This is a genomic window from Neobacillus camarae (assembly GCF_054950115.1).
The window spans coordinates 869,389-896,005 of record NZ_JBUCKX010000001.1 but is presented as its reverse complement, the minus strand read 5'-3'; the positions used below and the strand labels follow the sequence as shown (position 1 = coordinate 896,005).

The following is a 26,617-nucleotide window of genomic DNA, read 5'->3' as shown; positions in this document are numbered from 1 at the left end:
ATTTTTATTAGTGCGTTTTACATGTTTCGTAAAGTCCTTTTTCCTTTAGGACTTCGATTAAGGTTTCACCCATTACCGAAGGTGTTTCGGCAACTTTAATTCCAGCCGCATTCATTGCTTTGATTTTCTCATCTGCAGTTCCTTTGCCGCCGGAAATAATTGCGCCAGCGTGGCCCATACGTTTTCCTGGAGGTGCTGTGCGTCCTCCGATAAAGCCGACAACCGGCTTAGTCATATTTGCTTTTACCCATTCTGCTGCTTCTTCTTCCGCAGTACCGCCGATTTCACCAATCATGATGACGGCATAGGTTTCAGGATCTTCGTTAAAGGCTTTTAGCACATCGATGAAGTTTGTTCCGTTAACAGGGTCGCCGCCAATACCAACTGCGGTTGTTTGTCCGATTCCTGCCTGGGTTAATTGGTGAACTGCTTCGTATGTCAATGTACCAGAGCGGGAAACAACTCCCACATGGCCTTTTTTGTGAATGTATCCAGGCATAATGCCAATTTTGCACTCATCTGCCGTAATAACACCAGGGCAGTTAGGGCCAACCAGACGAGTCTTTTTGCCTTCCATATAGCGTTTCACTTTTACCATGTCGAGTACTGGAATATGTTCGGTAATACAGATAACCAAGTCGAGTTCCGCATCAACCGCTTCGATAATCGAATCAGCTGCAAACGGAGCTGGCACATAAATAACTGAAGCGTTGGCACCAGTTGTATCCACTGCTTCTTGCACCGTGTTAAATACAGGAACCCCTTCTACCTCTTGACCGCCTTTGCCAGGAGACGTGCCTCCAACAATTTTGGTACCGTATTCCAGCATTTGTTTTGTATGGAACCGAGCAGTTCCGCCAGTGATTCCCTGAACAATTACTTTTGTATCTTTATTAATAAATACACTCACGATTATTTCCCCTTTCGTTCGATCCTATTTCACTAATGAAACGATTTTTTGTGCACCGTCAGCCATGGATTCTGCCGCAAGGATGTTAAGTCCTGACTCGGAAAGGATTTTCTTGCCCAAGTCCACGTTTGTTCCTTCTAAACGAACAACGAGAGGAATGGAAAGTCCAACCTGTTTGGCTGCTTCCACAACACCTTCAGCAATAACATCACATTTCATGATTCCGCCAAAGATATTAACAAAAATACCTTTTACGTTTGGATCTGAAAGGATAATTTTAAATGCTTCCGTTACTTTTTCAGCTGTCGCGCCGCCGCCAACATCAAGGAAGTTTGCGGGATCCCCGCCGTAATGTTTAATGATATCCATGGTTGCCATAGCCAGCCCGGCACCATTAACCATACAGCCGATATTCCCATCTAAAGCGATGTAGCTTAAATCATATTTAGAGGCTTCGATTTCTTTTGGATCTTCCTCTTCAAGATCGCGGTATTCCAATACATCTTTTTGACGGAACAGGGCATTGGAATCGAAATTCAACTTGGCATCAAGCGCCATTACTTTTCCATCTCCGGTTACAACAAGAGGGTTAATCTCAGCGATTGAGCAATCTTTATCAATATAGGCATTGTATAATCCAGTCATAAACTTGACTGCTTGATTTACAAGTTCTTTAGGAATATTAATATTGAAGGCCAAGCGGCGTGCTTGGAATGGCATTAAACCAAGAACCGGATCAATTTCTTCTTTAAAAATTTTCTCTGGTGTATTGGCTGCCACCTCTTCAATTTCAGTGCCGCCTTCTTCAGAGCCCATCAGAACCACGCGGGATGTAGCACGGTCCAAGACCAAGCCCACATAGTATTCCTTCTTAATATCACAGCCTTCTTCAATCAGCAGGCGCTTGACTTCTTTTCCTTCAGGGCCAGTTTGGTGAGTTACCAGAGTTTTGCCTAAAATTTCGCTGGCATATGTACGAACCTCGTCCAAGTTTTTCGCCACTTTAACCCCGCCGGCTTTTCCCCTGCCGCCGGCATGAATCTGCGCTTTAACCACACATACCTGTGTGCCTAATTCTTTTGCGGCTTCTACTGCTTCTTCAACCGTGAATGCCACTTTACCATTTGGAACGGCAACCCCATATTTTCTGAGGATTTCTTTCCCCTGATACTCATGGATATTCATTTCCCATCCTCCTAAGTTCATACTCTTTGAAAACTTGACTCCGTTTTCATTTTATAAAATGAAACATACCTTGTCTACTTTTATGTGCAAAAAATTATACTCATCTTAATATTGTGAATAGTCCAATTGGCAAAAAAGTATGTAAAAATGGCTAAACAATAGGATTTCAGTATTTTTTGACCATAATAAAAAACGGGCTAGATGCCCGTTTTTTATTATGTTATTTTTGGCTGACAAGATAATCCTTCACCGGTGCGAAACTCTTTCTATGGTAAGGGGTAATGCCATGCGCATGAATAGCTTCAATATGTTCCTTTGTTCCATAGCCCGCATTATGGTCAAAACCATATGCCGGGTATGTATGGGCAAGCTGCTTCATCCAATCATCCCTGGCCACTTTCGCCACAATAGATGCAGCAGCAATCGAGACACTTTTAGCGTCCCCTTTAACAATTGATTCGGAAGGAAACGGTGTCTCCAATTTCATGGCATCAATCAGCAAGAAATCCGGTGCAGGGTCGAGAGAGGCTATGGCGGTTTTCATCGCCTTTTTTGTTGCCTCGTATATATTGATTTCATCAATTTCTTGGGCGTGAATCAGGGCCACACTTATTGCCAAGGCCTGTTCCCTAATGATGGCATCAAACTCCAGACGCTTTTTTTCTGTAAGCTTTTTAGAGTCATCAATGCCAGGCAGATAAAAGTCCTCAGGCAAGATGACGGCTGCCGTCACCACAGGCCCGGCAAGAGGTCCCCTGCCTACTTCATCGACCCCGGCAATCATATGGAAACCTTGGCTGCGATACATGCGCTCAAAACGGGTCATTTCGGAGTATTTTTCCTTAAGTGACTTTTCCTGTTCCTGTTGTTTCTTCCATTTCATTAGGAGCGCTTGCACACCTTTGCGTTCGTCTTGTTCGAGTTCCCGGATCAACGAGTCCGTGACTCCCCTTTTGGTTTTTAATGTTTCTTCAATTTCTGGGATGGATTTGATTTTCATTTTTTCACACCTTTTTTTAGGCACTGTTAATTGGCTGTGATTGGCTGTTGATTGCAGCGAACCCGCAGGCGTGCCGGAGAGCCTCCTCCTCGACGCTGGAAGCGCCTGATGAGTCTCCCCAGCCCCGTATTCCCGCAGGACACTGAAATTCATCCTCGAGTCCGCCAACGCACGAAAATATCCAATAGCATAATTAAGGATTTTCGAGGAGTCGAAGGCTTACAGTCCAATCAACAGAGTAATAAAACAAAATGATCTTTACACAGAGCCTTTCTCAAAGAAAGCTCCCCATAAGCATAGGGAGCTTGGACATTTAGTTTTCATTCTGAGTGAACAGAACGCTTGGCCGTTCAAATGACAACGGCCCGAATTTTTCGGAGCGGATTTCTCTGATGACCAACTCTGCCACTTTATCGTAATCAACAATCCCACCGCCAGTAAGACAGCCCCGCAATTTGCCAATATGATCAAACAAGGCTACCACGTCAGCGGGTATTTCAGTCAGCTTATACCGTTCCTGCAGCCGTTCAGGATAGTGGCGTTCCAAAAACCTTATGGCGTAGATAGTTAAATCCTGAAGATTTAGCAAGGTATCTTTAATAGCGCCTGTGATGGCCAGTTTCATGCCGACCTCTTGATCCTCAAACTTTGGCCAGAGAATTCCCGGTGTATCCAATAGCTCCATTTCTTTTCCAACCTTTATCCACTGCTGCGCTTTGGTCACACCAGGTGTATTCCCCGTTTTCGCAATATTTCTTTTCGCTAACCTATTAATTAAGGTGGATTTGCCGGCATTGGGAATCCCGACGATCATGGCCCGGATTGCCCGCGGTTTTACACCCTTTGACCTCATCCGGTCAAATTTTTCTTTTAACAATTCTTGAGCGGCCTGAGTGATTTTTTTCATACCTTCGCCTGCTTGAGAGTTAATTGCGATTGCCTTTACACCTTGTCCCTCAAAATAGGCGATCCACTCTCTGGTGGCTTCTTTATCGGCCATGTCGGCCTTGTTTAATAAAACAAGCCTTGGTTTATGCTGAATAATCTCGTCAATCATCGGATTCCTTGATGAATATGGAATCCTTGCATCGACTAGTTCAAAAATAATATCAACCAGTTTTAATTTTTCCGTGACCTCTCTGCGAGCCTTGGCCATATGGCCAGGAAACCACTGGATCGTCAAAGCAGCCACCTCCCAAACTTTCTATTTTACCGATACTATATGGGCATCCTTTAACGGCCAATACACAACGCTTGTTTTGCCGATCACCTTATCCATCGAAATCGTTCCAATATGCCTGGAATCTTTACTGAACCGGCGATTATCACCCATAACAAACAATTCTCCTTCTGGAACAGTCTTTCTTCCAATTATTTCTTCCAGTGTAAATGGATCTGTAAGCGGGCTTCCTTGCACTTGCTTTTTATATTCATCCAGGTACGGCTCTTTATAGGCTTTACCGTTTACATATAAAGTATCATTCTTATACTCGATCGTATCACCCGGCAGACCAATGACCCTTTTGATATAGTCCTTATTTTCTGGTGCATGAAAAACGATAATATCGAATCTATTAGGTTCGCCCATTTTATAGCTTAATTTATTGACGATCATCCTGTCTTGGTCTTTTAGCGTCGGCATCATGGATAATCCATCTACGACTATAGGTGCAAACAAAAAGTATCGGATAACAGCTGCCAAAACAACAGCAATTAACAGTGCCTTTGTCCATTCCCATAGTTCATTTTTCTTCTTTGCCATCTTTGTCCCCACCATTCCTGCACAAAATGTTATATAAAGCCTATTTTACATAACTTACATTCATTTAACACGATGGGATAAGTATTTTAATGAAACTTTAATATTTTTGCCAATATCGTTCCTATTATCCCACACTCTCAGTTTAGCTTAGCAGGATTATGTATAAAAAAAGAGCCTGCAGAGCAAGCTCTTTTTTTCATATTAGCGAATTTCTTTAATACGAGCTTTTTTACCGCGAAGGTTACGCAAGTAGTAAAGTTTAGCACGACGGACTTTACCGCGGCGAATTACTTCAAGCTTCGCAATTTTTGGTGTGTGTACAGGGAATGTACGCTCTACGCCTACTCCATAAGAAACTTTACGCACTGTGAAAGTTTCGCTGATTCCACCACCACGACGCTTAATCACAACACCTTCGAAAATCTGGATACGCTCACGAGTACCCTCGATAACTTTAACGTGTACACGTACAGTATCACCAGGTCGGAACTTAGGAAGATCTGAACGAAGTTGTTCTTTTGTGATTTCTTCAATTAGTTTATGCATCGTTTTTTCAACTCCTTCCAACAGATGCTCATACATAACAATCTTAGTAAAATGCAGCGGAACATCGTTATAAGACCCAGCCTGAAAAGTATCAGTTCAAAGTCACAAGATGTATCTTACCATAATTGTTGCAAGTGTGCAATACTACTTGGATTCTTTTTTAACTTCATTCAGCCATTTTTCCTGTTCCGGAGTCAATTCGATTTGGTCCAATAAGTCCGGTCTTCTTTCTAAAGTCCTTTTCAAGGCCTCTTTATTCCGCCACTCTTCGATTAGCCGATGGTTACCGCTCATCAGCACTTCCGGCACCTTCATGCCCCGAAAATCAGCCGGTCGGGTGTAATGCGGATGCTCCAAGAGGCCTGTTGAGAACGAATCCTTGACATGTGATTCCTGATTTCCCAACACTTCAGGCAGCAGCCGGACCACACTGTCTATCACCACCATTGCCCCCAGTTCGCCACCGGTCAAGACATAGTCGCCAATCGAGATTTCATCCGTAACGAGATGTTCCCGAATCCGCTCATCATAGCCCTCATAATGGCCGCAAATAAAAATAAGATGATCTTCTTTGGCCAGTTCCTCAGCTTTTTTTTGGTCATACCTTGTCCCTTGCGGACACAACAGAATCACGCGCGGTTTGCTTTGCGCTTTTTCCTTGAGGGCTTCCACCGCATCAAAAATCGGCTGGGGCATCAACACCATCCCCGCGCCTCCCCCATAAGGATAGTCGTCAACAGATGAATGCTTGTTATCGGCAAATTCGCGAAAGTTAACCAGATTATACTCGACAGCTTCCTTTTCTGCTGCCTTATGTAACATGGATGAACCTAAGACTCCGGTAAACATTTCCGGAAAAAGCGTCAGGATGTCAATCTTCATCATGATAACAATCCTTCCATTGGTTCAATAAGGACAAATTTTTCTTGGATGTCGACTTTCTTTACCACATCCTGAATATAAGGGATTAAGATTTCTTTGCCATCCTGATTTTTGACTACCCAAACATCATTGGCCCCAGGAGTCAAAATTTCTGTTATTTTTCCTATTTCCTCTCCAGAGACCGTCACAACACGGCATCCGATGATTTCGTGAAAATAGAATTCGTCCTCTTCAAGCTCGGATAACTGTGACTCAGGCACTTTTAAAATTCCTTCTTTGAATTTTTCGGCCTCGTTTATATTTTCATAACCTTCAAATACCAATAAATTAAAGTTTTTATGGGTCCGGTGGCTTTTAACTGTCAATTCAATCGGGGAGGGGGATTTGGGTAAAAATAAGTACAGTTTATTTCCCGGTTGGTATCGCTGTTCAGGAAAATCTGTTTTGGAGATGACCCGTACCTCACCTTTCACCCCATGGGTATTGACAATTTTGCCGACATTAAACCATTTTTCCATCCACTAATCACCCTCTATCTGATTTCCTCTACAATTCCATCTTTCACAATAATTGCATGCGGTTTGGAAACAGCATCCCAAACATCGCCCGCCTTGACCTCTATCATGGCCTGAACTTCCTTTTCTGTTAATTCGCTTCCTATTGGTAGGATATGTAGTTGATCGATTTGAAACTCAAGAAGCTTCACTTTTTCCTTTCTTGCTTGAAGCTCTTTATCAAAATGTTTTTTTAGGGACTCGGCCGAATAGGTTTTTGTTTTCTCCAACCGTTTATATTCAAACAGTAGCTGGTCACATTCTTTCTGCAATTGCAGCCTTTGTGACCCGAATTTTCCCAACAGCTCCTGCTTGCTTTTTTTGGTTAAAATTTGCTTCACCACAACCGTTTGAATGATTTGCATGAAACAGCCTCCTTCACGAATCATAATCTTGATTTTCCATAAAGGTTATAGCAAAAAAGGGGGGAATTTATCCCCCCTTTCTCTAGATGCAAAAAGCTATTCACCAATTTCCAGAAAAATTTTCTTTTGTTGTGAAGATCCTGCTGCATAAACAACAGTCCTAATGGCCTTTGCAACACGCCCTTGCTTTCCGATTACTTTGCCAATGTCTGTTCTGTTAACAGTCAAATGGTAAGTAATCCGGGTTGGTTCCTCGATCGTATCCACTTGAACGTCTTCAGGAAAATCAACAAGGGGCTTAACGATTGTTTCAATCAGTTGTTTCATGTTCTAAATTATTTGCCTAACTTTGCATTGTGGAATTTTTCCATAATGCCTTGCTTGGAGAACAGGTTACGAACTGTATCAGATGGCTTAGCGCCGTTTTGTAACCATTGAAGAGCCAATTCTTCGTTGATTTCAACTAAAGCTGGTTCAGCAACTGGATTGTAAGTTCCAACTGTATCAATGAAACGTCCATCACGTGGTGAACGAGAATCAGCTACTACAATACGATAAAAAGGAGTTTTCTTTGCTCCCATACGTTTTAAACGAATTTTTACTGCCATGATTAATAGCACCTCCGAATAGTTTCACACAAGATAGTATAATATCAATTGTTAATTGATTTGTAAAGTGTTTTTTCTTTACACTTCATTATTACCGTAAATTAACATCTTCAAACAGACATCCGTCTTTCCAACTGCTGTTTTTAAAATGGTTTAAACGGGAACTTAAACCCGCCTTTTTTCTTAGCCTTCATCTGCATGCCGGACATTTGTTTCATCATCTTTTTCATATCCTCGAACTGCTTTAACAGCCGGTTTACTTCAGCTACCGGCCGCCCGCTGCCTTTGGCAATCCGGCGCTTGCGATTCGAATTCAGGATTTCCGGTTGATTTTTTTCTGCCTTAGTCATCGATTTAATAATGGCTTCAACATGGGCAATTTGCTTTTCATCAATTTGCAGGTTATTCAGCCCTTTTATTTTGTTGGCCCCAGGCATCATTTTCAGCAATTCATCGAGAGGTCCAAGATTGCGCACCTGACCTAGCTGATCAAGAAAATCATCCAACGTAAATGTGGCAGTGCGCATTTTTTGCTCTAATTCTCTTGCCTTTTGCTCGTCCACAGTGGCCTGTGCTTTTTCAATCAGTGTTAGCACATCACCCATGCCGAGGATTCTCGATGCCATCCGTTCAGGGTGAAACGGTTCAAGCGCGTCCATTTTTTCACCCAAACCGACAAATTTAATCGGTGTCTGGGTTACAGCCCGAATGGAAAGCGCAGCACCACCCCGTGTGTCACCATCCAGCTTTGTCAGCACTACCCCCGTAAGGCCAAGCTGTTCATTGAAGCTTTGGGCGACATTGACGGCGTCCTGTCCTGTCATTGAGTCAACCACAAGGAAGATTTCATCCGGCTTGGTCAGCTCTTTAATATCCTTTAACTCGCCCATTAGAGCCTCATCCACATGGAGGCGTCCGGCGGTGTCAATCAGGACATAATCATGATGCTCATCTTTTGCTTTCTGGATTGCTTGTCTGGCAATTTCCACCGGGCTTATTTGGTCGCCAAGTGAAAAAACCGGCATATCCAGCTGTTTACCGAGCGTTTCGAGCTGTTTAATTGCTGCAGGGCGATAGATGTCAGCTGCAACCAACAATGGCTTACGGTTGTACTTTTTCCGAAGCAAAAGCGACAGTTTACCAGTTGTTGTGGTTTTACCCGCACCCTGAAGCCCGACCATCATGATTACCGTCGGGGGACGATTGGAAACGGCAATTTTGCTCTGCTCGCCCCCCATTAGAGCGGTTAATTCCTCATTAACGATTTTAATAATTTGCTGGCCAGGGGTTAAGCTTTTTAACACCTCTTGCCCAACAGCTCGTTCGCTGACTTTTTTGACGAAGTCCTTGACGACTTTAAAGTTTACGTCTGCTTCCAATAAAGCAAGACGGACTTCACGCATCATTTCCTTAACATCCGCCTCGGAGACCTTGCCTTTGCCGCGGATTTTCTGGATTGTACTCTGCAGTCGGTCGGCTAATCCTTCAAATGCCATTTATGCCGCCTCCTAATCTAATTTTCCAAGCTCCGCAATGAATTCTTGCATCGCTTGTTTGGATGGGTTCTCCTCATTTAGCAAATCATTTAATTTTTTAATGAGGACGGAACGCTGCTGAAATTTTTGGAATAATAAGAGTTTTTCTTCATACTCCTCGAGCATGGCCTCGGTCCGTTTAATATTATCATAGACGGCCTGACGGCTAATTTCGTATTCTTCCGCAATCTCGCCAAGCGAATAATCATCTAAATAGTAGAGAGACATATAGCTTTGCTGTTTGGGAGTCAGCAGCGAATAATAAAAATCATACAGATAATTCATCCGCGTTGTCTTTTCTAGCATGCTAATCCCCCCCGTGTTAGGTGTAACACCATTACACAGTAGTTTATCCGGTTACACAACTACTGTCAAGAAAATTCTCTTTACAGTTATTCATTTGTCTGTTCCACTTGCTCAGCAAATAAACCGTAAACGTATTTTTCTGGATCAAATTCTTGCAGGTCGTCCATTTTTTCACCCAGGCCCACGTATTTCACCGGAATTTGCAATTCATTCCGAATGGCCAGCACGATACCGCCTTTGGCCGTTCCATCCAGCTTCGATAGAACGATGCCAGTGACGTTGGTTGCTTCTTTAAAGGTTTTCGCCTGAACCAGCGCGTTTTGCCCTGTGGTGGCATCCAAAACGAGCAAGACTTCATGCGGTGCCCCGGGGATTTCCCTTTCAATCACCCGTTTTACTTTTTCCAGCTCTTTCATAAGATTAACCTTGTTCTGAAGGCGTCCAGCCGTGTCACAGAGCAAGATGTCGACATTCCGGGATTTTGCGGCCTGGATGGCATCATACATGACTGCAGCCGGGTCAGACCCTTCTCCCTGCTTAATGGTCTCCACCCCGACGCGGTCACCCCAGACTTCAAGCTGCTCGATCGCCCCGGCCCGAAAGGTATCACCTGCAGCCAGGAGAACTTTCTTGCCATCATTTTTAAACTTATAGGCAAGCTTACCAATGGTGGTTGTTTTCCCGACACCATTGACGCCGACAAAAAGGATGACGGTTAAACCCTCTTGCTGCATATTCAACCCGGTGGATTTATCCGCACCAGCGTTATAAATGTCAACCAGCTTTTCCGAAATGACGCTTTGCACCTCTGCCGGGTCTTGGATATTGCGGCGCTTAACTTCTAATTTTAATTCATCAATCAGCTTCATGACCGTATCAAACCCGACATCGGCCTGAATTAAGATTTCCTCAAGCTCTTCAAAAAACTCTTCGTCTACCTTACGATATCGCGCAACAAGGTCATTTACTTTCCCCGAGAAGCTATCTCTCGTTTTGGCTAAACCTTCCTTAAACTTTTCAGTCACGTTATCTGTGGATTTCGTAATCTTTTCCTTCAGTTTCTTAAAAAAACTCATTGTCTCACATCCTACTCCTTATGATTCCACCAGTTCTTTTGTATCCTCCAGGCGAACAGAAACCATCTTGGAAACACCGGATTCCTGCATCGTTACTCCATAGAGGACATCGGCCCCTTCCATTGTCCCTTTTCTATGGGTAATCACGATAAATTGCGTTTCTTTACTGTACCGCTTCAAATATTGGGTAAAGCGATGGACGTTGGCCTCATCAAGCGCAGCCTCCACTTCATCCAGGATGCAGAATGGGACAGGCCGCACCTTTAGAATCGAGAACAGCAAGGCAATAGCCGTTAAGGCCCGTTCACCGCCTGATAGTAACCCTAAATTTTGGAGTTTTTTTCCTGGCGGCTGCGCAACAATTTCCACTCCAGTGTTCAGAATATCTTCCGGCTCCGTCAAAATCAGATCGGCTCTTCCCCCACCAAATAAGGCGCGGAACACCGGTTCAAAATGTTCACGGATTCCTTCAAACGTTTGGGTAAACCGCTTCTTCATCTCCTCGTCCATTTCATCAATGACTTGGAATAGAGTGTCTTTGGCTTCTTGAAGGTCCTGCTTTTGTTCACTAAGGAATTCATAGCGCTCGGAAACCCGCTCATACTCCTCAATGGCCCCGAGATTGACATTCCCTAATTCGTCAATTGCCATTTTCACGAGTTTAACCTTTTTACGTGCTTCCTCAAGTGGCACGGTGAGCGGGTACTGTTCCTTGGCTGCCTCAAAGGATAACAAGTACTCTTCTCTTAAGTGGGTAAGACGCGTCTCCATCTCGACATCCAGCCTCGTCATTTTGACTTCCTCATCCTTGGTCGTCACCGTTAATCCTTTATGGAGCCGTTTTAGCTCTTTAATCTCGAGTTCCATATTTTCAAGGGCATCCTGAAGTTTGAGGCGTTCATCCCTTCTCGTGGCAATCAGCTTGAGGGTTGCTTCCTTATCCTGCTGCTTTCGTTTGGCAGCGGCTGTTAGTTGTTCCTCGCCAGTTGTGCTGTTGGTCATTTCTGAAGTTAACAGTTGAAGGTCCTCGGTATGCTCGGCAAGTTTTTGTTCACTTTCTTGCAAATCCTGCTCCGTCAACTGCAAACGTTCTTTAGCATGCAAAAATTGCTCATTCTTGGATGCGTACTCTATCTTTAATTCATTAATTTCAACAGTCAATGCCTCTTTGGAGGAGGTATCCTGCGTCCTTTTATCGGTCAGTTTTTGAATCTCGTTTTCCAGTTCTGCAATGCCCGTCCGATAACCTTCCATGTCCTTGGTCAGTTCTGTTTTTCGTTTTTGCAAAGAGGATTGCTCACTGGAAATTTGTTCTTTTTCCAAGTCATAAATCGTCAATCGCTCATTGATATTTTTCTCTTCCAACTCGGCACCCCGGAGGTCCCCTTTAACAGTTTGTTCCGAGATTCTCAACTCTTCCCCTGTTTTACGCATTTCCTCATTCAGGGTTTCGGACTGCTGTAACTCTCCCTTTAATGACTTAACGGTTCGTTCTAAACCGGCTGTTTTCTCTTGCATAATGGCCAGCTTGTTTTTCAACTCTTCCAGTTCCGCTTTACGGGATAAAAGGGAAGTCGATTTTTGCTTGACTGCCCCACCCGTCATAGAGCCTCCAGGATTTACAACATCCCCATCAAGCGTCACGATGCGGACCCGGTATTGCAGCAGCTTGGCCAGTTCATTGGCACCTTTTAAGTCCTTAGCAATGACTACACTGCCCAATAGATTATTCATGACTTCTGTATAGCGGTCGGCATAGGATACCAGACTGACAGCCGTTCCAATGAGCGATGGATGGTTTTGTATAAGTGATAATTGGGCTGAAGAAAGGGGTCGCCCCTTGATGACGCTTAACGGTAAAAAGGTTGCCCTCCCGTAGGAATGCTGTTTTAAAAATTGGATTGCTGCCCGTGCGTGGTTTTCTGTCTCCACCACTACGTGCTGCAAGGAGGCACTAAGAGCCGTTTCAAGAGCAGTTTGGTATTCTTTCGGGACGGTCACCAGTTCCGCGACCGCACCTTCTATCCCCTGCAGCCTTTTCCCACGTTCCTTAAGCACCTCTTTGACACCTTGATAGAAACCGGAAAAGTCCTCTTCCATCTCCTCTAGCATGTCCTTTTTTGATTTCGCCTGTTGAAGCAGCTGATAGGCTTGGTATAAAGTGGTCTCCTGTTTTTGGTACTGGTTTTTCAGGGACTCCAGCCTCCGTTGCTGCTCCCGATATGCAGCCACTTGATCGGATAGTTTTTGCCCAATCTGCTTTAACGATGATTCAATATCTGACTTTTTCTGTTCAATCTCCTGTCTGTCCTGCAAATATTTTTCATTTTCAGAATCAAGCCGGGAGCTTTTCCGTTCATGTTGGGCAAGTTGTTCTTCAATATATCGAAGCTCGTTTTTCGCCCCTGCTTGGCTGTTTAATGTTTCGATGTACTCACTTTTCAGGCTTTCGATTTTTTCATCGATGCCTTCTGTGTACAATAATAGCCCTTCCTGTTTTTCCTTCAATGAACTTTGCAGAGATTTCACTTGGGTTTCCAGATTATTGGCGGCAGCCTCATGAGTTTCCTTGTTGGTTTTCAACTGGGAAATCCGGTCGGTCAGTTCAGCAATCGCCAAATTTAACTGCTCTTTATTTTGCGAGGCATTTTTCTTCCGTTCAATTAAGACTTCTTTTCTGCCTTCCAATTTCTCGAGTTCCTCGGTAGCGCGAAGGAGAACGTTTTGGAGATCGGTTACCGACTCATCCAAGGCGGCCATCTGATCTCTGATCTCGGCCACTTTCGCTTCCTTTACCTGCAAATCAGTAGAAAACATCAGTTCTTGCTGTTGGTGTTCCTCAAGCTGTTTAGAGAGGTTTTGCCATTTTTGATGCAAATCCTCAATTTCATATACAGTTAAAGCCACCTCGAATTTTTCCAGTTCATCCTTCTTTTCCAGATAATCCTTTGCCATGGAGGCTTGGATTTTTAATGGCTCCACTTGGCTTTCCAATTCATAGATGATATCGTTGACCCGATTTAAATTCTCCTGGGTCTCCGATAGCTTCATTTCCGCCTTTTTCTTGCGGGTTTTATATTTTAACACACCGGCCGCTTCCTCAAATATCGTTCTTCTATCCTCGGCCTTACTGTTTAGGATTTCTTCCACTTTCCCTTGGCTGATAATTGAAAAAGCTTCCCGTCCCAGCCCTGAATCCATAAACAAATCAATAATATCCTTTAGGCGGCAGGATTGTTTATTAATATAAAACTCACTGTCACCGGACCGAGATACCCGTCTTGTGACACTGACTTCGTTGTAATCAATGGACAACCCTTGGTCCTGATTGTCTAAAGTCAGAGTCACTTCCGCAAAATTCAGTGCCCGCCTCGTATCACTTCCCGCAAAAATGATATCCTCCATTTTGCTTCCTCTAAGTGATTTGGCTGATTGTTCCCCCAATACCCAACGAATGGCATCGGTAATATTACTTTTTCCGCTGCCATTGGGTCCGACTACTGCAGTTATTCCTGGGACAAAATCGACACCGATTCGTTCAGCAAATGATTTAAAACCGATTATGTCCAAACGTTTTAAAAACATTCAAACTCCTCCCTAAATGCCAAGGGATTTCTCCTCTCAACCATTATGTCATTCTTAAGTTGTCTTAGTTTTTAGGACTTCCAACGCCATTTGGGCAGCGTGCTGCTCTGCTTCTTTCTTGGATTTGCCTGTGCCGATTCCCAGTTCTTCCCCATTCAGGGTCACCTTTGAGACAAATTCCTTGTTGTGGGCAGGCCCTTTTTCTTGCAGTACCCGGTATTCGATGACGCCGATTCCATCTCGTTGAATAAATTCTTGTAATTGGCTCTTAAAATCCATCACATGAGAAAAAGCACCAGCATTAATTTTAGGAAAGACAACCTGCTCGAGAAACTGAAGGACAACATCTAACCCTTTGTCCAAAAAAAGTGCCCCAATGAATGCTTCAAAGACATCCGCCAATAGGGCAGGTCGTTCCCGGCCACCCGTCATTTCCTCCCCTTTCCCCAACAATATCAGCTTGCCGAAACCAAGCTCACTGGCAAATGCCACCAGTGCCGGTTCACATACGATGGCAGCCCGGAGTTTGGTTAATTCCCCTTCGGTCATCGTTGGGTATTTTTTAAAGAGAAATTGGGATATTGTCAATTCCAAAACTGCATCTCCTAAAAACTCAAGCCTCTCATTATCTTCAAAAGGCTTTCTGCGATGCTCATTCACATAGGATGAATGGGTAAAAGCCTGTTTTAATAATTTTTCATTGGTAAAAATAAATCCAATGGAATTTTGCAATTCTTTAAATAAATGTCCATTTGCGCGACTCAAATCTGTTTCCTTTCCGTTTTTGCGCATTGAATTCTCCACCTTGCATCAAATTTACACTTTCTCTTATTTTAAGTAAACCTCGTTAAAAACACAAAGAAACCTGGCAAAAAGTTCTGCCAAGTTCTATCATACAATAAGACTAGCGGCGGCGCTATGGGAATAGCGGTAAACTTAACAATTAAGCACTGTTGATTACCGCTCCAGCTGCTCAGCAATCCAGCGGACATGCCAGGGAGCCTCCTCGGCCCCGTACTCCTGCAAGAGTCGAGCTTATCCGTTAATCAGCAGAGTTTACAAAATCAACAATCCCTTAACAGAAACCATAATTAAAGCCCCGTTTAAAACGGAGCTTTAAATCACATCCAATGAATTACTTGCGGCTATTTATGTAGTTAACAGCATCGCCAACTGTGCCGATATTTTCAGCATCTTCGTCAGAGATCTCCATATCAAACTCATCTTCTAGTTCCATAACTAGTTCAACTACATCAAGGGAATCAGCACCAAGGTCTTCTTTGAATGAAGCTTCAAGCGTTACCTGCGATTCGTCAACTCCCAAACGGTCAACGATAATTTTAGTAACACGTTCTAATACATCTGCCATGCTCGTTCACCTCCCCTCAAGATATTATAGAGCATTTCTCAAAAAAGTACATAGTTTTTATGAATTACATGACCATTCCGCCGTCGATATGGAGGGTTTGTCCCGTCATATAGGAGGAATCATCCGAAGCAAGGAAGGCTGCCACTTTCGCAATATCCTTAGGTTCACCGAATCGCGCTAAAGGAATCTGCTTTAACATTTCCTGCTTAACCTCTTCGGAAAGTTGATCCGTCATATCTGTTGAAATAAAGCCTGGAGCTATGGCATTAACTGTAATATTGCGTGATGCCAGTTCTTTTGCTGTCGTTTTAGTTAATCCAATGACACCCGCTTTGGCCGCCACATAATTGGCTTGCCCAGGATTGCCGCTCACCCCCACGATTGAAGCTACATTGATGATCCGGCCAACACGCTGCTTCATCATTTGCCTTGTAACGGCCTTCGTGCAGAGGAAAACACCTTTAAGGTTAATATTAAGCACATCGTCCCATTCTTCTTCTTTCATCCTCATCAATAAATTGTCTTTGGTAATCCCGGCATTATTCACCAAAATATCCAGTTTGCCAAAACGGTCAATCGCGGCTTTCACCATTGCGGTCACTTCTCCCGAATTGGAAACATCACATTTGATTGAAAAGGCATCCCGGCCAAGGGCCGTAATTTCGTCTACCACTTCATTCGCTTTTGCTTCGCTGCCGGCGAAATTAACCGCTACATTGGCTCCAAGTCTAGCCAGTTCGAGGGCAATCTCACGACCGATTCCCCGCGATGCCCCTGTTACTAGAGCCGCTTTACCTGCTAAACTCATAATCGCTCCTCCTTCAATGCATCCATGACAGCTAGTGCACTTTCTTCATCCGAGACAGCATGGGTTTTAACGGTTTTGTCAATTTTTTTAATCAGTCCCGATAATACCTTTCCTGGACCAATTTCCACAAAGGTATCCACACCGAGCTCAATCATTTTTCGGACAGAATCCTCCCATAAAACAGGGGAGTAGAGTTGTTCGATCAATTTATCTTTTATTTGTGTGGCCGCAACTGTTGGTTCAGCCGTTACGTTAACGACAACCGGAATCGTTGCTTCCGCCATCGGAATTTCATTTAATACAGATTGCAGTTGACCTGCAGCCGGCTTCATTAACGGGGAATGAAAGGGTCCCGACACTTCCAAAGGCAGAACCCGTTTTGCCCCCGACTCCTTGGCCTTAGAACCAGCAAGTTCGACCCCTTTTCTTGTACCGGAAATGACTATTTGTCCAGGACAATTTAAATTTGCAAGCGCAACAGTGAATCCGGATCTTGTTACTTCATCCGTTATTGCCGAGAGCTTATCCCGGTCCAGGCCAAGTACAGCAGCCATGGAGCCTTCGCCGTTAGGAACGGCACTTTCCATAAACTCGCCGCGTTTTCTTACCAAGTATACCGAATCTTTAAAGGAGAGTGCTCCCGCAGCTGCCAGCGCTGTATACTCCCCTAAGCTGTGGCCGGCCGTATAATCAGGTTTGATTCCTGATTTACGGAAAAAATCCAAAATCGCCAAACTTGTCGTCAGTAATGCTGGCTGGGTATTCATCGTCTGTGTCAGTTCTTCTTGCGGACCCTCGAAAATCAGCTGGCTTAATGGATGATTTAATGTTTGGTCCGCTTTTTTGAAATACTCCATCACCTCAGGGTATTTTTCAGCCAATTCCTTCCCCATGCCTACTGTCTGTGACCCCTGTCCTGGAAACACAAATGCTATTTTGCCCAAAGCGCATCCCCCTTAATTATTTAATTCAACTGTGGCTGATTCTTCAACAGATTGTTTGATTAATGCAATGACATCATTGCTGACCATTTCTCTCGTCTGTTTTACCGCGCTGTAGATTGCCTGTGCATTCGATGATCCGTGCGCTTTAATGACCGGTGCCTTTAAGCCAAAAAGTCCTGCACCGCCATATTCGGAGTAGTCCAGTTTCCTTTTCAGCGAACTAAATTCAGGCTTCAAAACCGCTGCCGCCAGTTTACTTTTTAAGCTTGACATCAGCGAAGCTTTTAGCATTTTAAACATGCCAAGTGCGGTACCTTCTAAGGTTTTCAATACCATGTTCCCTGTAAAGCCATCCGTAACCACCACATCCGCTACACCATCAAGCAAATCGCGGGCCTCGACATTGCCGACAAAATTTAGATTCGCCTGCTTGAGAAGGCCAAAGGCATGCTTTGTCAGTTCATTGCCTTTCTTTTCCTCCGTACCGATATTAAGGAGCCCGACTCTTGGATTCGCAATACCTCTTACTTTATTACTGTAAACCGAGCCCATGATGGCATATTGCAATAGGTGTTCCGGCCTTGCATCAGCATTTGCTCCCACATCCAATAATAGAAATCCTTCCCCGCCAATCGTGGGAAGGGTAGGCGCTAATGCCGGACGGTCAATTCCTTCAATTCTGCCTACTACAAACAATCCGGCGGCCATTAAAGCTCCGGTATTCCCCGCGGACAAACAGGCATCTGCCTTTCCTTCGGCTACTTGTGACGCCGCAAGGACCATTGAAGCGTTTTTCTTTCTCCGGACCGCCCGTACCGGCTCATCGGTACCTAATATGACATCTTCGGTATGTATAATGCTGATTCTTTCATGATTGGTCAGTGTGCCTTTTATTTTATTTTCATCACCTACAAGAGTAATATGTAAATCCGGAAATTCGTTTACGGCCTTCATCGCGCCCAAAACAATCTCTTTTGGCGCATTGTCGCCGCCCATTGCGTCAATGGCAAGTTTCATCGGTCTCATCCCTTATTGATTATTCGAACGGTACATTTCAAAGTCTCCGGTAAAAACCAGTTCATTATTGACAAAACTTTTCACTTGGACTAACGTTCTGTCCTTGATTTCATCAATCTTTACTACCTTTGCTTTGGCAATGACCCGTTCATGCAGTTTTACTGAGCGAATAAATTGAATATTCGCCTTAGCTGTCAACGCCAATTCATCATTAATGACTGCCACCGCAAGAGAATTTGCCTGGGCAAAAACATGGTGTCCACGGGCAATTTGATTTCTTTTAAATACGTGCTCTTCCCTAACATCAAAAATGGAGATAGCATTATGGTCGAGTTCTATATCAATAATTTCCCCGATTACCTCATCAAGCGGCAATGACTTGACCTCATCATCAAACCGCTTTTCCGCTACTGATTTAATGCGTTCCCTTAGCTCGGGGATTGATAACTCCAAGCGGTCCAAACGGATCGTTTGCACACTCACTTGAAACTTTTCTGCAAGATCCTCGTCCGTAATGAATGGATTGTCATGAATCGTGGACAATAACAGTTGTTGGCGTTCTTTCTTACTTCTTCTCATCTTTCCACACCGTCCGAGTTCTTATGACTAGGTACTAAGAGTAGTATAAAATTTAAAAAAGCAGAATGCAAGAATTAGTTTCCCATTCCTGCATCTGCTTTATGTGTTTACCAGGTTGAATTAGCTAGAGGTATAATGGTCAATCGAGCTTTTCCCCTTCCAACACTCCTGAATTCTCTAATCTGCTCCGTAGATATCCATATTCCGGCGAACTCCAGAAACTATTCGATTCAAGCAGCATCGCTGCATCGTTTCGGGCTGTCTCGAGGGCACGGTAATCATGTACCATATCGGCAATCTTAAATTCCGGTATCCCGCTTTGTTTTCTGCCAAAAAAGTCCCCAGGACCCCTTAGTTCCAGATCCTTCTCGCTGAGTGCGAATCCATCGTTTGTTTCTGTCATAATCCGCATCCGTTCCTGACCGGTTTCCGACTTTGGATTGGCGAGCAAAATGCAATAAGATTGGTCACTGCCCCGGCCAACCCGGCCCCGAAGCTGGTGAAGCTGGGATAATCCAAATCTTTCGGCATCATAAATCACCATCATGGTCGCATTGGGTACATTAACCCCTACCTCGACCACAGTTGTGGAAACAAGTACTTGGACCTCATTGGAGCTGAATTGTTTCATGACGAAATCCTTTTCTTCAGCCGAAAGCCGTCCATGCATCAGCCCTGTTTTAAAGCGATTCTGGAAATATTGACTTAGGGTCACATGCACATCAATCGCGTTTTGGACATCAAGTTTATCGGATTCTTCAATCAATGGACAAATCACATAGGCCTGATGCCCTTTCCTCAGTTCTTTCTCAACCATTGCCAGAACCCGTTCCAGCATTTCCGGCCTTGCCCAGTAGGTCTCAATGGACTTTCTTCCCGCTGGCAACTCATCAAGGACCGAAACATCCATTTCCCCAAAAACGGTAATGGCCAATGTTCGTGGAATCGGCGTTGCTGTCATGAACAGCACATCCGGGTTTTCCCCTTTTTCCCTTAACACCCGCCGTTGCTCGACTCCAAATCGGTGCTGTTCATCGGTAATAACCAGTCCTAATTTCTTAAAGGCCACCTCATCTTGAATGAGCGCATGGGTACCAATAAGAATATCCACATGACCTTCCCTAAGTTCCTGCAATACTTCTTTCCGACGCTTCCCTTTAATGGAGCTGGTCAATAGTTCGCACCTGACGTTGAAAGGCTCTAGCAAACCTTTTAGCGATTCAGCATGCTGTTCGGCCAATATTTCCGTTGGCACCATGAGTGCCCCCTGAAACCCTGCGGTCACACTAGCATACAAACCAATTGCCGCGACTACTGTTTTTCCGGACCCAACATCGCCTTGCAGCAGTCGATTCATGCGGTAAGGTGATTTTAAATCCTTTACAATTTCATTCACCACCCGTCTTTGGGCATTGGTTAACGGGAAAGGAAGCTGGCCTAGAAACTCTTTCAATTTCTTTAAGTCATAGTTTTGGCTTATTCCCGGTGAATGCTCCCGTTCAAACTTCCGTAATCCTTGCATCTTCAATTGAAAAATAAGAAATTCTTCATACACAAACCGGCGGCGCGACTGCTTGACGTCTTCCTGACTGGAGGGAAAATGCAAGGCCCGAAAGGCATCCTTTCGGTTAAGCAGCCGGTATTTTTGCAAAATGTCCGTTGGCAAGACTTCTTCTATATAGCTGCCGTATTGTTGAAAGGCAAGCCGGATAAATTTTCTCATTCCTTTTGTCGTTAGACTGCCACGGACAGAATATACAGGCTCAAATTCGGCTGTTTTGGAATTGGTGCCAAGTTGCAGTTCATTCGCTGTAATCGTCTGTCGATGGGCATCCCACTTGCCGGTCACCGTAATGGTTTCATTTATGGCTATTTTGCTTTTTAAGTACGGCTGGTTAAAAAACACCACTTTTATCAAGTAGCGGCCGACCAAAACCCGAATCGTGAGCTTTGATTTTTTTCTTCCATAATAGACAAGAGAAGGCTCGCTATGAACCTTCCCTTCCACCGTCACTTTCTCATCATGCTGTACCTCCGCTAAATCGCGGAGACGGTAGTCTTCATACCGATAGGGGAAATATTCCAATAAATCCTGTATGGTAAAAATATTGATTTCCGAAAGGCTGGCTGCAGTTTCTTCCCCAATTCCCTTTAGAGCGGTTACTGGTTCGTTCAATTCATTCACTGTTTTTTAAGCGGCAGACCGAAGATTTTGGATTCGAGTGCTCGACCTGTAGGTGTTGCCGCCAACCCTCCCTGTCCAGTTTCTTTTAATGCGGTCGGCATCGATTGGCCGATTCTATACATAGCATCAATGACCTCATCACACGGAATCCGGCTTTTGATTCCCGCCAAGGCCATATCGGCAGCCACCATGGCATTAGCCGCCCCCATGGCATTCCGTTTTACGCATGGCACTTCCACCAGTCCGGCAACAGGGTCGCAGACTAAGCCAAGCATATTCTTTAATGTAATGGCCATTGCATCGGCACACTGCTCAGGGCTTCCCCCGGCCATCTCGACAATGGCTGCGGCAGCCATTCCTGCCGCAGAACCCACTTCCGCTTGACAGCCTCCCGCAGCCCCTGAAATAAACGCATTGTTCGCCACCACAAAGCCAAATGCCCCTGCAGTAAATAAAAACGAAATCATTTGTTCTCTAGTCGGATTAAGTTTCTTCTTTACGGCAAACAAAGTTCCTGGAACCACGCCTGCTGAACCGGCTGTCGGTGTGGCGCATATTGTTCCCATTGCGGCATTTACTTCGTTTGTTGCCACTGCTTTACTCACTGCGTCAAGAATCGTCTCTCCTGATAGAAAATTGCCTTTTTGAATGTATGCTTGCATGAGTACGGCATCCCCACCGGTTAACCCCGAGTGGGAGGTGACACCGTTGATTCCCCGCTCCACGGCATTTTCCATAACGGTCAGGTTGCGGTCCATTTGTGTGATAATTTCCTCTCTCGACCGTCCTGTTAAGGTTATTTCCTGTTCAATCATAATTTCGGAAATCTTTTTATTTTGACTGACGGCGAGTTCCACTAATTCTGCAACATTGCGGAACATAGAGGTCCCCCCTTACTTTCCATAAATTTTTTAAATAGATAACTGCCATGTATATGGCACGTTCGTTATCCCGTTTCCTAGTGCTTATCCTTTTTACTCCACAATTTTTGTTACTTTTAGTATGTTGGGGAGCTTTTCAAGCTCTTCAATCAGTTGGCCACTGATATTTTGGTCCACTTCAATGGTCATTAAAGCCATTTTACCGACATCTTTACGCGCAACTTCCATGTGGCCAATATTAATTTCATATTTTGCCAGAGTATTAGCCACACTTGCAATGGCACCAAACCGATCGTTGTGGACAACGAGAATCGCTGGGTGGTTTCCGGAAAGCTTTAGCTCGAAACCGTTTAACTCCGTAATTTCAATTTTTCCGCCGCCAATGGAAATCCCCGTCAATTCAAGTTCCCCATTATGGTCACCAATGATAATCCTAGCGGTATTCGGGTGATCGGGTACGGCATCCTCTTCAATAAAACTGTATTTTATGCCATGCTCTTTTGCGATATCAAGCGCATGGATGATTCTAGGATCATCGGTATCAAAATCCAGTATCCCGCCAATAATAGCCACATCCGTTCCATGGCCTTTATAGGTTTGGGCAAATGAGCCGTACAAAGAAACATTGGCCCATTTAGGCTCCCGGCCAAATAGGCTCCTGGCCACCCGGCCAATTCGGGCAGCCCCAGCGGTATGGGAACTGGAAGGCCCAATCATCACCGGTCCGATTATATCAAACACGCTTCTAAACTTCACAAATAACTCTCCCTTGGATCAACCGGATGTTTAATATAGTATATTCAGCATTAAAAAAGAAGGGATAACTCCCTTCTATTTTAGCCGTTCCTTATTCGATTGAAAAGATATAGGAATATAATGGCTGCTGGCCATTATGCACTTCAATTTCGACATCACCGTAGTTTTCTTCCACAAATTGTGTAAGGCGTTCCACGTCTTGTTCAGTGACATCTTCACCGTAAATGATCGTTAATATTTCTGATTCGTCATCAAGCATTTGGCCAAGGAGCTCCTCTGCCACTTTTCCTTTATCCTTATTCTTGACGACAATTTTACCCTCAGAAATTCCCATAAAGTCATCTTTTTCAATATCCAGCCCATCGATTTGTGTGTCGCGGACAGCGTATGTGATTTGACCGGATTTGACTTGGTTTAACGCTTCGTTCATGGCATCAACGTTTGCATTTACATCTGTTGATGGATTGAACGCCAATAGTGCGGCAAGACCTTGCGGTACTGTTTTTGACGGGATGACGTAGATTTCTTCTTCCGTCACGTCAGCAGCCTGCTGGGCAGCCATGATAATATTTTTGTTATTTGGTAAGATAAATACCTTTTTGGCATTTACTTGTTTGACTGCTTTTACGATATCCTCCGTGCTCGGATTCATCGTTTGACCGCCTTCAATGACAGCATGGGCTCCAATGCTATTAAACAGTTCGGCAATTCCGGAACCCATTGATACGGTAACAATACCGTATTCTTTTTGTTCTTTTGGCTGCTTTTCTGCCACGAGAGGAGTTTGCGTGCCAACAATTTCCGAATGCTGCTGGCGCATGTTTTCAACTTTTATTTTAATGAGACTTCCGTATCGCTGGCCATATGTGAGAACCTCTCCTGGCTGTTCGGAGTGGATATGCACCTTGGCAATCTCTTCATCCGAAATAACCAACAAAGAATCTCCGTAGTTACTTAAATCATTCCGAAATTTTGTTTCATTAAAAGGAAACTTTTCGGTTTTTTCCTTTTCAAGACGAACCATAAACTCCGTGCAATAACCATAGACAATCTCTTCCGTGTTCATAAAGCCTTGAACACTTTTATGGTGTTCGGCGTTGACCATCTCATCCATAGAAGGCAGCTCCGCCGGTAAATCAGGAAGGTCTTCTCCTTTTAACTGAGCCAGGAAACCCTCATAAACGCAAACTAGCCCCTGTCCGCCGCTGTCAACAACACCAACCTCTTTCAAAACCGGAAGCAGGTCAGGTGTCCGTTTTAACGAAGCCTTCGCTTCCTTTAAAATTTCCTCCATTACGACAATGATATCGTTTGACTTTTGGGCAGCCAGAACTCCTTTTTTTGCGGCATCCTTGGCAACTGTCAAGATGGTCCCCTCTACTGGTTTCATGACAGCCTTATATGCCGTTTCAACCCCCGCTTCGAAAGCCTGGGCAAATTCTTTTGCTGTCAAGGTTGCTTTTGCTTCCATTGCCTTCGAGAAACCACGGAATAATTGGGACAAGATAACTCCTGAGTTTCCGCGCGCTCCCATTAACAGCCCTTTGGAAAGAGAGATCCCTACTTTACCAATGTGTTCCTGTACATTATTTTTTACTTCTTTTGCCCCAGAGGTCATGGATAAATTCATATTTGTCCCTGTATCACCATCGGGAACTGGAAAAACGTTCAATGCATCAACCATTTTTGCATTCATTGCCAAGTTATTGGCACCTTGAATCACCATCTCGGCGAAGCGTTTTCCATCTAATGCTGTAATTGACACAAACCTTCCTCCTTACTACGGGTTCGTCACACGAACTCCCTGAACAAAAATATTAACCGAGTCAACGGATAGTCCGACCGTTTGATCGAGGGTATATTTTACTTTCGATTGCACGTTGTGAGCGATTTCGGAAATTTTGGTTCCATAGCTGACAATGATGTACATATCAATATGTATTGCCTCGTTTTCTTGACGAACGATTACACCTCGAGTGAAGTTTTCTTTTCTTAAAATTTCAGTAAAACCATCTTTAATTTGGTTCTTAGAGGCCATTCCAACGATTCCATAGCATTCGATTGCCGCTCCTCCAGCAATGGTTGCGATTACTTCGTTTGAAATATCAATTTGTCCGTACTTTGTTTTTAATTCAATGGACATGAAACGTTCCCCCTTCGGTTAATTGCTCCATAACTACAGTCATTTTACTATACTGGCAAAAATAAAGCCATACCTGTCTATTATAAACCATTTATATGAAGCAATTGTCAAGGCTTTTTTCTTGAAAGCTTTTGACACAACTATTGCAATCACATCACTTGTATGATAAATTATTAAGGTATCTTTAGGCTAGAGAATTTGGCAAGGCCATTTTTCTATATCCAATGATTTTTTTTGATTAAGTGATTGGTAAGTTAAGGAGGGAAAATAGATGCCACGCAAATGTGTAGTAACTGGAAAGAAAACCAAAACTGGTAACGCACGTTCACACGCTATGAACGCTAACAAGCGTACTTGGGGTGCTAACTTGCAAAAAGTTCGTATTCTTGTTGATGGAAAACCAAAACGTGTTTGGGTTTCTACAAGAGCACTTAGATCCGGTAAAGTTGAGCGCGTATAATAAATCGTGTAAAAGCATCCTAAATTAGGATGCTTTTTTCATTTCCCATCTTATTATATTATGTTTCCCAATAACCCAAAAATTAAAAAGCACCCAAGTCAGGGTGCTGTCTGTTTACAGATTCGACTTTTGTTTCATTGATCGCATGGTTTATTCTATTCTTTTTTATTAAACACACCAATCATCGCCCGGACAATTCCGCCTAAAAATCTCGGCAGTTTAATCGTATAAAATTTCATACTGTCCCTCCTCACCAATCTCACAACTCTTTATTCACGATAGCTGTCGCTGCCCCTACCATACTATTCAAATGATTGAAATCAGTACCAGAAAAAAATCAGGCCAAAAGCACTTCAAGCAGGGCGCCAAGTTTTCTTCCAAGAGTGCTTAAGTAAGCAATGAACATATTAATCATGACTTCTTATCACTATTAATATGCCTTCGGAAAATGAAAAAGTACCATATTTGCTAATAAGTTCATTACTTATACATAGTGTGGACCCGAGTGAGATATGACGATTTTTCAAAGGGTACTTAAATCCTTCGAGCGTAAGATTGTGAACATTTAATGTTAATGGGACAAATGAGACGTACTTTAATTTATCCAGTTTCGGTATCACATAAGTGCCGGGTCCTCGTAAAAAAGCGGTATTATTTCGGTCAATCAAGAACACCTCCGACGGACTCCCTTTCTTCAGGGGTTCAACCAATAACTGTATATTGGCTAAAAAGTGATCCAACCTGCCTCCGGTTGCACCAAACAGGCGGATGACTTCAGCGTTTTGTTCTAGTGCCCAGTTCAAAGCAAGCTCCATATCGGTTTCATTTTTTTCCGCCTTAAACCGTTTTAATTCACTCACGGAGTTTTCGATATACTCCAGCTCCTGCGGTGATACCGAATCAAAATCACCAAAGGCAATGTCAGGGTTTATTTTTCTTTCCAACAAATGAAAGACCCCCCGGTCGACGCCTACCCAAACCGTATTCTTTTCATTATATTCCGTTAAATCAGGAAGAAGGTCTTCAGGGCCGCCTGCTAAAATATTGATAATCATTACTGCTCCCCTTTCAGATAAAGAAAAGCGCAAGCGCCCTAGTCAGCGCCGTATGGCCTCCTCGAAAAAGCTAACGCTTTTCCTTCGTGCGATGCTTATGCTCCGA

General features: G+C 43.9%; 29 protein-coding genes. 1 reads left to right on the top strand and 28 read right to left on the bottom strand.

Going from position 1 to position 26,617, the window contains the following annotated elements:
- Positions 1-7: 7 nt before the first annotated feature.
- From sucD to ACY8D0_RS04240, 26 genes are all read right to left on the bottom strand, one after another.
- Entirely contained in the window at positions 8-910 is a 903-nt protein-coding gene (gene sucD / locus ACY8D0_RS04365; protein WP_462409255.1) for a succinate--CoA ligase subunit alpha, read from the bottom strand.
- A gap of 24 nt (positions 911-934) precedes the next feature.
- Positions 935-2,095, bottom strand: coding sequence for an ADP-forming succinate--CoA ligase subunit beta (gene sucC, locus ACY8D0_RS04360; protein ID WP_462409254.1), 1,161 nt, complete (start codon positions 2,093-2,095; stop codon positions 935-937).
- A 220-nt stretch (positions 2,096-2,315) separates the two neighbouring features.
- Positions 2,316-3,095 (bottom strand): ribonuclease HII, encoded by a 780-nt coding sequence (locus ACY8D0_RS04355; protein ID WP_462409948.1) that lies wholly within the window; start codon positions 3,093-3,095, stop codon positions 2,316-2,318.
- 313 nt (positions 3,096-3,408) lie between these two features.
- A complete protein-coding gene (ylqF, locus tag ACY8D0_RS04350; RefSeq protein ID WP_462409253.1) occupies positions 3,409-4,278 on the bottom strand; it encodes a ribosome biogenesis GTPase YlqF in 870 nt (289 codons plus the stop codon).
- Positions 4,279-4,299: 21 nt separating this feature from the next.
- Positions 4,300-4,857 carry a signal peptidase I gene (gene lepB / locus ACY8D0_RS04345; protein ID WP_462409252.1) on the bottom strand — a complete coding sequence of 186 codons (558 nt, stop codon included), beginning with the start codon at positions 4,855-4,857 and terminating at the stop codon, positions 4,300-4,302.
- A gap of 201 nt (positions 4,858-5,058) precedes the next feature.
- The gene (gene rplS / locus ACY8D0_RS04340; protein ID WP_462409251.1) at positions 5,059-5,403 is read right to left on the bottom strand and encodes a 50S ribosomal protein L19; all 345 of its coding nucleotides are present in this window, start codon (positions 5,401-5,403) and stop codon (positions 5,059-5,061) included.
- 144 nt (positions 5,404-5,547) lie between these two features.
- A complete protein-coding gene (trmD, locus tag ACY8D0_RS04335; protein WP_462409947.1) occupies positions 5,548-6,285 on the bottom strand; it encodes a tRNA (guanosine(37)-N1)-methyltransferase TrmD in 738 nt (245 codons plus the stop codon).
- The gene (gene rimM, locus ACY8D0_RS04330; protein ID WP_462409250.1) at positions 6,285-6,803 is read right to left on the bottom strand and encodes a ribosome maturation factor RimM; all 519 of its coding nucleotides are present in this window, start codon (positions 6,801-6,803) and stop codon (positions 6,285-6,287) included. Before rimM ends, trmD begins: the two co-directional genes overlap by 1 nt.
- A gap of 14 nt (positions 6,804-6,817) precedes the next feature.
- Positions 6,818-7,204 (bottom strand): YlqD family protein, encoded by a 387-nt coding sequence (locus ACY8D0_RS04325; protein WP_462409249.1) that lies wholly within the window; start codon positions 7,202-7,204, stop codon positions 6,818-6,820.
- A gap of 96 nt (positions 7,205-7,300) precedes the next feature.
- The gene (locus ACY8D0_RS04320; protein ID WP_462409248.1) at positions 7,301-7,531 is read right to left on the bottom strand and encodes a KH domain-containing protein; all 231 of its coding nucleotides are present in this window, start codon (positions 7,529-7,531) and stop codon (positions 7,301-7,303) included.
- Between the two features lie 8 nt (positions 7,532-7,539).
- Positions 7,540-7,812 carry a 30S ribosomal protein S16 gene (gene rpsP, locus ACY8D0_RS04315; protein ID WP_462409247.1) on the bottom strand — a complete coding sequence of 91 codons (273 nt, stop codon included), beginning with the start codon at positions 7,810-7,812 and terminating at the stop codon, positions 7,540-7,542.
- A gap of 143 nt (positions 7,813-7,955) precedes the next feature.
- Complete coding sequence (gene ffh / locus ACY8D0_RS04310) at positions 7,956-9,308, bottom strand: signal recognition particle protein (protein WP_462409246.1); 1,353 nt, start codon at positions 9,306-9,308, stop codon at positions 7,956-7,958.
- A gap of 12 nt (positions 9,309-9,320) precedes the next feature.
- A complete protein-coding gene (locus ACY8D0_RS04305; RefSeq protein WP_462409245.1) occupies positions 9,321-9,653 on the bottom strand; it encodes a putative DNA-binding protein in 333 nt (110 codons plus the stop codon).
- A gap of 86 nt (positions 9,654-9,739) precedes the next feature.
- The gene (gene ftsY / locus ACY8D0_RS04300; RefSeq protein ID WP_462409244.1) at positions 9,740-10,729 is read right to left on the bottom strand and encodes a signal recognition particle-docking protein FtsY; all 990 of its coding nucleotides are present in this window, start codon (positions 10,727-10,729) and stop codon (positions 9,740-9,742) included.
- 18 nt (positions 10,730-10,747) lie between these two features.
- Positions 10,748-14,314, bottom strand: a complete 3,567-nt coding sequence (gene smc, locus ACY8D0_RS04295; protein WP_462409243.1) for a chromosome segregation protein SMC — start codon at positions 14,312-14,314, stop codon at positions 10,748-10,750.
- Between the two features lie 54 nt (positions 14,315-14,368).
- Positions 14,369-15,106, bottom strand: a complete 738-nt coding sequence (rnc, locus tag ACY8D0_RS04290) for a ribonuclease III (protein WP_462409242.1) — start codon at positions 15,104-15,106, stop codon at positions 14,369-14,371.
- Positions 15,107-15,449: 343 nt separating this feature from the next.
- Positions 15,450-15,683, bottom strand: coding sequence for an acyl carrier protein (acpP, locus tag ACY8D0_RS04285; protein ID WP_042456305.1), 234 nt, complete (start codon positions 15,681-15,683; stop codon positions 15,450-15,452).
- A gap of 64 nt (positions 15,684-15,747) precedes the next feature.
- The gene (fabG, locus tag ACY8D0_RS04280; RefSeq protein ID WP_462409241.1) at positions 15,748-16,491 is read right to left on the bottom strand and encodes a 3-oxoacyl-[acyl-carrier-protein] reductase; all 744 of its coding nucleotides are present in this window, start codon (positions 16,489-16,491) and stop codon (positions 15,748-15,750) included.
- Positions 16,488-17,435 (bottom strand): ACP S-malonyltransferase, encoded by a 948-nt coding sequence (fabD, locus tag ACY8D0_RS04275; RefSeq protein ID WP_462409240.1) that lies wholly within the window; start codon positions 17,433-17,435, stop codon positions 16,488-16,490. The genes fabG and fabD overlap by 4 nt, the downstream gene beginning before the upstream one ends.
- 12 nt (positions 17,436-17,447) lie before the next feature.
- The gene (gene plsX, locus ACY8D0_RS04270; protein ID WP_462409239.1) at positions 17,448-18,452 is read right to left on the bottom strand and encodes a phosphate acyltransferase PlsX; all 1,005 of its coding nucleotides are present in this window, start codon (positions 18,450-18,452) and stop codon (positions 17,448-17,450) included.
- A 12-nt stretch (positions 18,453-18,464) separates the two neighbouring features.
- Entirely contained in the window at positions 18,465-19,031 is a 567-nt protein-coding gene (fapR, locus tag ACY8D0_RS04265; RefSeq protein WP_462409238.1) for a transcription factor FapR, read from the bottom strand.
- 139 nt (positions 19,032-19,170) lie between these two features.
- A complete protein-coding gene (recG, locus tag ACY8D0_RS04260; protein ID WP_462409237.1) occupies positions 19,171-21,216 on the bottom strand; it encodes an ATP-dependent DNA helicase RecG in 2,046 nt (681 codons plus the stop codon).
- Complete coding sequence (gene sdaAA / locus ACY8D0_RS04255; protein WP_462409236.1) at positions 21,213-22,097, bottom strand: L-serine ammonia-lyase, iron-sulfur-dependent, subunit alpha; 885 nt, start codon at positions 22,095-22,097, stop codon at positions 21,213-21,215. Before sdaAA ends, recG begins: the two co-directional genes overlap by 4 nt.
- Before the next feature lie 93 nt (positions 22,098-22,190).
- Positions 22,191-22,853 carry an L-serine ammonia-lyase, iron-sulfur-dependent subunit beta gene (gene sdaAB, locus ACY8D0_RS04250; protein ID WP_462409235.1) on the bottom strand — a complete coding sequence of 221 codons (663 nt, stop codon included), beginning with the start codon at positions 22,851-22,853 and terminating at the stop codon, positions 22,191-22,193.
- Positions 22,854-22,944: 91 nt separating this feature from the next.
- The gene (locus tag ACY8D0_RS04245) at positions 22,945-24,618 is read right to left on the bottom strand and encodes a DAK2 domain-containing protein (RefSeq protein WP_462409234.1); all 1,674 of its coding nucleotides are present in this window, start codon (positions 24,616-24,618) and stop codon (positions 22,945-22,947) included.
- A gap of 15 nt (positions 24,619-24,633) precedes the next feature.
- Complete coding sequence (locus tag ACY8D0_RS04240) at positions 24,634-24,996, bottom strand: Asp23/Gls24 family envelope stress response protein (protein WP_462409233.1); 363 nt, start codon at positions 24,994-24,996, stop codon at positions 24,634-24,636.
- Between the two features lie 271 nt (positions 24,997-25,267).
- Between ACY8D0_RS04240 and rpmB the strand changes: the two genes are divergently transcribed.
- Entirely contained in the window at positions 25,268-25,456 is a 189-nt protein-coding gene (rpmB, locus tag ACY8D0_RS04235; protein WP_462409232.1) for a 50S ribosomal protein L28, read from the top strand.
- Between the two features lie 155 nt (positions 25,457-25,611).
- Here rpmB and spoVM read toward each other — a convergent pair whose 3' ends face one another.
- Both spoVM and ACY8D0_RS04225 read right to left on the bottom strand, forming a co-directional pair.
- Entirely contained in the window at positions 25,612-25,695 is an 84-nt protein-coding gene (spoVM, locus tag ACY8D0_RS04230; RefSeq protein WP_042356285.1) for a stage V sporulation protein SpoVM, read from the bottom strand.
- 168 nt (positions 25,696-25,863) lie between these two features.
- A complete protein-coding gene (locus ACY8D0_RS04225; protein ID WP_462409231.1) occupies positions 25,864-26,511 on the bottom strand; it encodes a thiamine diphosphokinase in 648 nt (215 codons plus the stop codon).
- Between the last annotated feature and the right edge of the window lie 106 nt (positions 26,512-26,617).